Annotated in this window: 2 protein-coding genes; both read right to left on the reverse strand. The window is 75.2% G+C overall.

All coding sequences use genetic code 11. The annotated features are described in order from the left end of the window. Positions 1-176: 176 nt before the first annotated feature. Positions 177-848: a hypothetical protein gene (locus GUY59_RS46710; RefSeq protein ID WP_138208800.1), complete on the reverse strand. Its 672-nt coding sequence runs from the start codon at positions 846-848 to the stop codon at positions 177-179. Next, positions 845-2,309: ATP-dependent helicase C-terminal domain-containing protein (locus GUY59_RS46715; RefSeq protein ID WP_330849315.1), on the reverse strand; the 1,465-nt coding region annotated here is incomplete at its 5' end. The genes GUY59_RS46710 and GUY59_RS46715, both read right to left, overlap by 4 nt.

Below are 2,309 nucleotides of genomic sequence, written 5' to 3' on the forward strand. Positions count from 1 at the left end.
TGTCGGGGGCGGCGGGGGTGGCGGGTTACCGCCGGCTCGGACGCGACTTCGACGGGCCCGTGGTGTGCGTCGCCACGTCCAGCGGCTTCAAGGACGTGGGGTTGGGGTCCGAGAGCTTCCCCGCCCTGCCGGACCCGACCCTGGACGACCTCCTGCCATGAGCGCGCGATGGGTGGTCAGGGCCTGAGCCAGACACGGAGCGGGCCGACCGGGGTGAAGCCGTGACCGAGGGGGACCTCCAGGTCACTCTCGTAGCCGACCAGCGGGCGGCCCGGCAGGAGGTGGGCGGCCATGGCCAGCGTGCCCGCCCACGCGGTGTCCGGGTCGCAGCCGGAGGCGAAGACGTTGGAGACGCCCGCCACCCCGCCGCTCGCGGTGAGCACCGAACCGCAGACGATCTCGCCGCCGATCCTGGCGCAGACAATCCGTACCTTTTTCAGCAGCGCGGGCAGGAACAACCCCGTCACCTCGCCGCCGAAGGCCGCCCGTTCCCACTCGCGCAGCGTGGCCGCGTCGCCGACGACCTCCCACGCGATCGCGGTGCCCGCCGGCCGGGGCGCCGGACGGTGGATCCACTGGGCCTCGAACAGCACCTCGAAGCCCGGGAGGTCGAGCGCCGCGTAACTGTCCTTGACCGACGCGCCCGGCCCCGCGTCGATGCGCGCGAGCACGTCCTCCGCCGTCGCGCCGGGAGAGAGCGTGACGGCGTCGGGGTAGAACACCGGCGTCCTGACGGAACTGGCCCAGACCCTGCCGTCGCCGTACGTGCCGGGGACACCGTGGGCGCGGCACATCACGTCGCACCAACCGGCGTTGTCGTGCACGGCCGCAGCCTGCGGGTCGGTCATGACAAGCTCCGTTTCACCCGCCTGGTCGGCGTGGCCGCGAGAGGATCCTCCGGCCACGGGTGCTTGGGATAGCGGCCGCGCAGCTCCGCGCGTACGGAACGGTAGCCGTCGCGCCAGAACGACGCCAGGTCCGCGGTGACCGCCACCGGCCGGCCCGCCGGGGAGAGCAGGTGCACCAGCACCGGCACGCCGGAGATCTCCGGCGTCTCCTGCAGGCCGAACAACTCCTGCAGCTTGACCGCCAGCACCGGCTGCTCACCCGAGTAGTCCACCCGGACGCGGGAGCCGCTCGGGACCTCGATCCGTTCGGGAGCGGCCACCTCCAGCCGCTCGCTCCACGGGATCAGGCGCCGCAGGGCGGAGGCCACGTCGATGCGTTCCAGGTCGGCGCGGCGGCGGGCCCTCGACAACTCGGGTTCGAGCCACCGGTCGGCCAGGTCGACGAGCGCGTCCACCGAGGGCCACGGCGGGCCGATCGCGCGGTGGCAGAAGGCCAGGCGGTCCCTGAGGTCCCTGGCCTGCTTCGTCCAGGCCAGGACGTCCTCCGTGCGCAGGCCGTACAGGATGGCCGCGCGGACGTCGGCGTCCTTGAGAGGTGTCGCGGACAGCTCGATCGCGCCCAGGCGCTCCACCCGGCGGGCGGACACGTCGCCGCGCCGCTCACCCGGCGGCACCCGCCAGGCCACCTCGTCCTCCGTGGTGACGGGGCAGGCGAGCCTGGCGGTCTCCTCGTCGATGACGACCGCCTGCCTGATGCGGGCCGACGCCGACCCGGCCGGGCGGTCGGCCACGGCGATGGCCAGCCAGGTCGCGGTGGCCAGCTTCGAGCCCTCCGCGAGCTGGGCCTGGGTGCCGGAGGCCATGAGATATCCGCCGCCCCGCCTGCGCGCCACCCGCTCGGGAAACGCCAGCGCCACCGCCGCCCCAGCTGTCCCGTCGTCCACCCCCGCGTCTTCGCTCTCGTGGTCTCCGGTGGCGGTGCGGCGCAGGCGCGCGGTCTCGCGGCGCCAGCGGGCGGCGTACGGGGTGCCGCCGCGGCGGGCCGTACGCCAGAACTCCACCAGGTCGTCGCCGGCGTCGCGCGGCGGCTGCTCCGACAGCAGGGCCACCACCTCGGCTGCGCGCGGCCCGAGGTCGAGCAGTGCGCGGGCCAGGCGCGGGTGCACGCCCGCGAGCGCCATCCGCCGCCCGCGGCCGGTCACCCGTCCTCCGTCCACAGCCCCGAGAGCTTCCAGCACGCGGGTGGCGGCGGACATCGCGGCGGCCGGCGGCGGGTCGAGGAGTGCAAGCCCGGACGCGTCCGGCGCGCCCCAGCGGGCCGCCTGCAGCGCGAACCCCGTCAGGTCGGCCAGCACGATCTCCGGCCTGGCGTGGTCGGCGAGGCGTTCGTGGTCGGCGGCCGGCCAGCAGCGGTAGACCGCGCCTGGAGCCTCGCCGACCACGCCAGGCCGGAGATCGTGC

It is taken from the genome of Nonomuraea sp. K271 (genome assembly GCF_009908215.1).
In the GTDB taxonomy this organism is placed as follows: Bacteria; Actinomycetota; Actinomycetes; order Streptosporangiales; family Streptosporangiaceae; genus Nonomuraea; species Nonomuraea longispora.